The following is a 5475-nucleotide window of genomic DNA, read 5'->3' as shown; positions in this document are numbered from 1 at the left end:
GCCCTGGCCCACGGCGCTGTGCAGTTCGATCTGGCTGCCCATGGCCTCGACGATGTGTTTGGCCACCGCCAGGCCCAGGCCCGAGCCAGCCTCGGCGCGCTGATTCTCTTGCGGCGGAGCTTGCCAGAAGGGTTCGAACAGCCGGGCCTGGTCCGCGGGCGCAATGCCGCTGCCGGTGTCAGCCACTTCGAAGCACCAGACGCCCGGCGCCGTACTGCTTGGCATGACGCTCAGTTCGATCTGACCGCCGGTAGTGAACTTGGCGGCGTTGGACAAGAGGTTGAGCAGCACCTGGCGCAGGCGCTTGGCGTCGGCCAGCACCACGGCCGGCAATTCCGGGTCTATGCCTGCCCGAAAGGCGTTGCGGTGCTGGCGCGCCAGCAGCTCGCCTTGCTTTGCCAGCTCGTGCAGCAGGCCGTGGATGTAGAGCGGAGCGGGCACCAGGTCCAGCTCATGCAGCTCGCCGCGCGAGAACTCGACGAGCTCATCGATCAGCGCCAACTGGTAGCCCACGCTGTGCTCCACGCTGGCGCGCAGTTGCTGGTCGCGCCGGCCGCCGCCGCCGAGCAGGCGCAGATAGCTCACCGTCGCGGCCAGCGGTGCGCGCAGGTCGTGGCCAATGAAGGCCAGCAGGCGGCTGCGCTGCTGGTGCTGGCTGCGGGCCTCCTGCAGCGCATCGCGCAATTCGCCGGTGCGCTGCGCCACCTGCCGCTCCAGCTCCTGGCTGCGCGCGGCCCGCTCCTGCAGCAGCTGCGCCTGCGCGGCCAGCTCGGTGCGGCGCTGCTGCACCACCTGCTGCACCAGGGCCATCAGCAGGATCAGGTGCGACAGCAGCAGCACGACGGGCGTGGTCAGCCACATCACCGGCCCCAGCTCCAGCCAGCCCAGCACATAGGCGTAACGCGGCAGCGCGCCCACCACCGCAGACGCCATCACCAGCGCGGCCCAGCCGGCCAACGGCAGGCGACGCCACCAGGCCCAGCCGGCCAGCACCAGGGTCAGCAGGCCGCACAGCCCCGTCAGCGCGTTGACGAGCGGCGCCACGGCCCGGTAGTCGCCCCACAGCGCGGTCAACAGGGCGGTGCCGATGGCGAGCCAGGCGGCAGCCAGCGCCCAGCGCAGCGCCGCCGCGGCGCGGCGCAGTGGCAGGATGGCTGCCACGGCCAGCGAGTTCAGCAGCTGTGCCGTGCCCATCAGCACCACCAAGCTGCGCGGCGCCCAGCCGGTGGCGTTGGGCCAGAGGTACTGAAAGCTCAGGCCGTGCAGGCTCAGCTCGTAAAGGCCGTAGGCCGCCACCGAGCCCGCCATCAGCGCGAATGCCGCCCGGCGCCAGAAGAAGAACAGCAGCAGATAGCCGGCGGCGGCCAGCATCTGGTTGCCGGCCAGCACGGCGATGGCCAGGGTGGTGTCGCGGTTCTCAGTGAAGCAGTCGCGCGGCCGGCACAGCAGCGCGTCGAAGGAGGCGTAGGTGCGGCCCGACTCGCGCAGCATCAGGCGCAGCGGCCGGCCGGGCTCCGGGCGCAGCTCGAAGCTCACGTCGCTGGTGTCCAGCGGCCATTGCTCGTGAGGCACCCGCAGGCCAGCTTGCGTGTAGCGCCATTGCCCGTCGGGCGCCTGGACCCACAGCTGCGCGTGCTCGATGCGCGTCAGCGTCATCACCAGCCAGAGCGTCTCCGGCTGGGCGTTGGCGGGCAGCTCCAGCCGGGCCCACAGCGCGGTGCGTGTGTAGCCGGGGGTGCGCAGATGGCCAGTCGGCTGGTGGGGCTTGAACTCGGCGGCTCGCGCCTGCACGTCGTCCAGCGTCAGGGCGCCGCCGGGGTCTTCGAGCAACTGCCAGGCTGGTTGAGGCGTTGGTGGCGGCTGCGCATGCAATGGTGTCCAGGCGGCCAGGGCCAGCGCGAGGCTCAGCAGCCGGGTCAGCCAGCGCCGGGTCAAGCGGTGCCGCCGTCGCGCTGGTGCTGGCGCCAAGCCTGCGGCGTCAGCCCCAGTCGCTCGCGGAAGGCGGTGGAGAAGTTGGACGCCGTGGTGAAACCCACGTCGAAGGCAATGTCCTGCACGCTCATGGGCGTGGCGGCCAGCAGGTGGCAGCCGACGCGGATGCGCTCCTCGCTGATGAAACCCGACACCGTCAGGCCGAGGTGCCTGCGAAACAGCGTGGACAGGCGTCGCTCGCTCAAGCCCAGGCGCTCGGCCAGGTCGCCCACCGAGGGCAGGTCCTCCAACTGCTCGCCAATGAGCTGGGTAGCTGCGTTGACGAAGGCCAGTTCGGGGTCGTGTGCGCCATCGCAGCSCCCCGGCGCGGTCTTGGCGCGCGGCAGATGGACGTAGACCCGCGCCAGCACCTCGTCGGCCAGAAAGGGCTTGGCGATGTAGTCCACCGCCCCCAGGCGCAAGCCGTCCAGCCGTTGCTGCGCGCTCGCCTGGGCAGAGAGAAAGATCACCGGGATCTCACAGGTGGCCGCATCGGCCTTCAGTAGCCGGCACACAGCATGCCCGTCCATGCCAGGCATCACGAGGTCCAGCAGGATCAGGTCGGGCCGCTGCGCCTGGGCGCGGTGAAAGCCGCCGAGCCCGTCGGCGGCATGGAGCAGCCGGTAGTGGCGGGCCAGCAGATCGCTGAGCTGGCGCAACTGCTCGGGCGCATCGTCGATCAGCAACAGCCGCGCCGCGCCTGGCGGAGCCATGTCGTCATGCGTGGCGAGAGCTTCACTCATCGCGGCGATTGTCAACCGTCTTTGCAGGCCGTTTACATCTGGTTATTTTTGCTAGACGACGAACCAGCACAGGTTTTCTGCGGTTTGGCAAAGGTGGGTTGGCCAGAGTGCGGAGAAAGTCAYGCTGCACCGCTATCAGGGAGAGCCACCATGAAGACACGCCAGCCCGGCAAGACCCAGCCTGCCCGCCACCCGCACACCGTCCGCGTGATGCCGGCGCTGTCGCGGCTGAGCCTGCTGATCGGCCTGGGCCTGATGCCGGGCCTGGCGGCCCAAGGCACCACCCTCAGCGACCAGGTCAGCTTCAGCGCCACGGGCCAGAGCCTGTGGGGCAATGCCGGCGGCACGGCCACCGCGAGCTATGCGCTGCAGACCAGCTGGGGCACCTATGCGGGTGTCGCCGCGCAGGAGTTGTTCAACTTCGGCGGCTTCACCAACGTTTACGACCCGATCTTCAACACGTACCTGGGCCGCTACGGCGTCGCGGCCAGCATGCAAAGCTCGGGCCGGATCGGGCTGGAGTTCTCGGCCAGCGCGCGGGGTGGATCGATGGATTTCAGCCAGAGCTTCAACCCCGTGCTGACCCTGCCCGACAGTTTTACCAAGGGGCAGAACTTCATCGTCAAAGCCCGCGACACCCTGAAAGCGGCGGCCACCCTGACGCCCTATCTGCCCAGCGTGCAGGCCTCCGTGTCCGGTCTGTTCAATTTCGATGCCAAGGTCGCGGTGCAGGGCTGCTTTGTCGATTGCACCAGCACCAGCTTCGAGTTCGGGGTGAACCCGGGCAAGTTCTCGCTGCTCAACTTCGACAGCGCCGCGAGCGCCATGCTGACGGTCCTGGGCAAGCCGGTGGCGGTGCCGGCCCTGGGCCAGGATTTCCTGATCGGCAGCACCAACACCTTCATGCTCGACACCGTCAAGGCCGGTAACTGTTCGGCGCTGACGGGCGGCGCCCTGCATTGCGGCAACGAGGTGCTGCGTGGCGGCTGGGAGCTGGGGGCCATGCTGCCGCCCCTGTACGGCGTCGCCAACCCGCTGCGCTTCAGGGGCTCCGAAAAAGGCTTCAGCCTCGAGACCAATTTCCTCAGCGTGAATGCCGGCCCGTCCATGGGCATGAACTTCGACTTCGCGCCCACCGCGCCGGTGTTCGTCAAGCTGGTGTTCGATCAGCCGGTGCAAGAGGTCATCACCGGCGCCGGCGGCGCCGAGTCCTTCATCGACCATCTGGACGGCAAGGTCAGCTTTGCTCTGGGCAGCGACATCAAGCTGCGTTTTGCCGGCACCCCCGGCAAGCTGGTGGGGCGCAACTACTTCCTCGGCGACGCCAGCATCCAGACCTCGCTGAGCGCCGACCTGGACCAAGACCTGCGTGGCCACTACGGCTGCGGCTTCGAGGTCAAAGCGGTGGGCCTCAGCCTGGGCGACACCGGGCTGAACAACTGCCTGTACGAGAGCAACTCCAACATCAGCCGCGACACGCTGAAGGTCTATTCGGGCTCGACCACGCTCAGCGGCGTGCGCACCAGCCTCACGCTGGAGGGCAACCCCACCCGCATTGACGACCTGGTGGTCACCGGCACCACCGCCTACCGCGGTGGGTCGATGCTGAGCAACCGGGGGCGCGGCGTCCTGGCCACCTTCGCAGCCGGCAGTCGCACCGAAATCAGCGATGCCGGCAGCCGCATCGACAATGGCGACCATGCGCGAGCCCTGTTCGACAGGAGCTCCTCGGTCCTTGTGATGGCTGGCGGCCGCATTGACAACAGCGGCGGCGCGCAGATCGAGATCGAGCGCGACGCGGTGGTCAACGTGCTCGCCGGCGCTACGCTGTCCAATGAGAAGGCCTCGCCCGGCTACGGCGACAGCCTCATCAGCAACCGCGGCACGCTATCAGTCGCCGGCAAGCTCAGCAACCACGGCGTGATCGACAACCAGGGCAGCCTGTCCCTGGGGTCAGGCTTTGTCATGGACTCCGCCGGTGGCACCCTCAACAACGGCAACACGCTGGAGCTTCACGGCAACCTGGTGCTGGGTGCAGCCGAGGCCGGCAGCTTCAATCTGCTGGCCGGCAGCAGGCTCAATGTGTATGGCTCGCTGGGCATTGCCGCCGGCTACACACAGATCAACAGCGGCTTCCTGTGGCTGGCGCCCGGTACAGGCACGCTGAACATCCAGGGCACGCTTCAGATCGGCCAAGGTGGCAGCGATGGCCAGCTCAACGGTGACAGCACACTGGGCCCAGGGGGCAAGCTCGTCTTCAATCTCGCCGGCAACCAGGAGCATTTGAACCGGATCAGTGGTGAAGGCAGCGTGTGGAAGACGGGGCCCGGTACGGTGAACCTGAGCGCAGCCGGCCTTTACACCGGCTCCACCATCATCGACGGCGGTACGCTGCGGCTGAGTTCGACCACCCTGTCCCGCCAGTTCGACATCGGCACCAGTGGCGTGCTGGAGCTGAACCTGAACAGTGGCACGCGCGCGTTCACCAGCGACACCCGCTTCACCGGCAGCGGCGTGCTGAGCATCGTCGGCGGGGGTCAGGCGATCTGGCAGGGAAGCGCCGCCAGCTTTGCGATGGGCGCCGGCGGCCTGATCGATGTGCAGTTGGGCACCCTGGTGGGCGGCTCCTTCGGCAACGACGACTGGACCGCCAACCAGTCCCAACTGCGCGTCGGCACTTACGCGACCTTTCGTGGGGTGGAGGCGAATGTGCGGGTCGACACCCTGAGCGGCGAGGGGCTCATTCAATCGGGTTACCAAG

The 5475-nt window shown here is 68.2% G+C and carries 3 protein-coding genes; 1 reads left to right on the top strand and 2 read right to left on the bottom strand.

Annotated features, from left to right (window positions below; all coding sequences use genetic code 11):
* Both AC1DU6_RS19010 and AC1DU6_RS19005 read right to left on the bottom strand, forming a co-directional pair.
* The coding region (locus AC1DU6_RS19010; protein WP_477858898.1) for a sensor histidine kinase at positions 1-1935 on the bottom strand (1935 nt) is incomplete at its 3' end.
* Entirely contained in the window at positions 1932-2714 is a 783-nt protein-coding gene (locus AC1DU6_RS19005) for a helix-turn-helix domain-containing protein (RefSeq protein WP_477858896.1), read from the bottom strand. The genes AC1DU6_RS19010 and AC1DU6_RS19005, both read right to left, overlap by 4 nt.
* A 150-nt stretch (positions 2715-2864) precedes the next feature.
* On the opposite strand from AC1DU6_RS19005, the gene AC1DU6_RS19000 reads away from it, so the two are divergent.
* Positions 2865-5475, top strand: a 2611-nt coding sequence (locus AC1DU6_RS19000) for a hypothetical protein (protein ID WP_477858894.1), incomplete at its 3' end; no start/stop codon positions are given.

The sequence above is a fragment of the Roseateles sp. P5_B10 genome, assembly GCF_056400485.1.
This window is presented reverse-complemented; position numbering and strand designations above follow the sequence as displayed.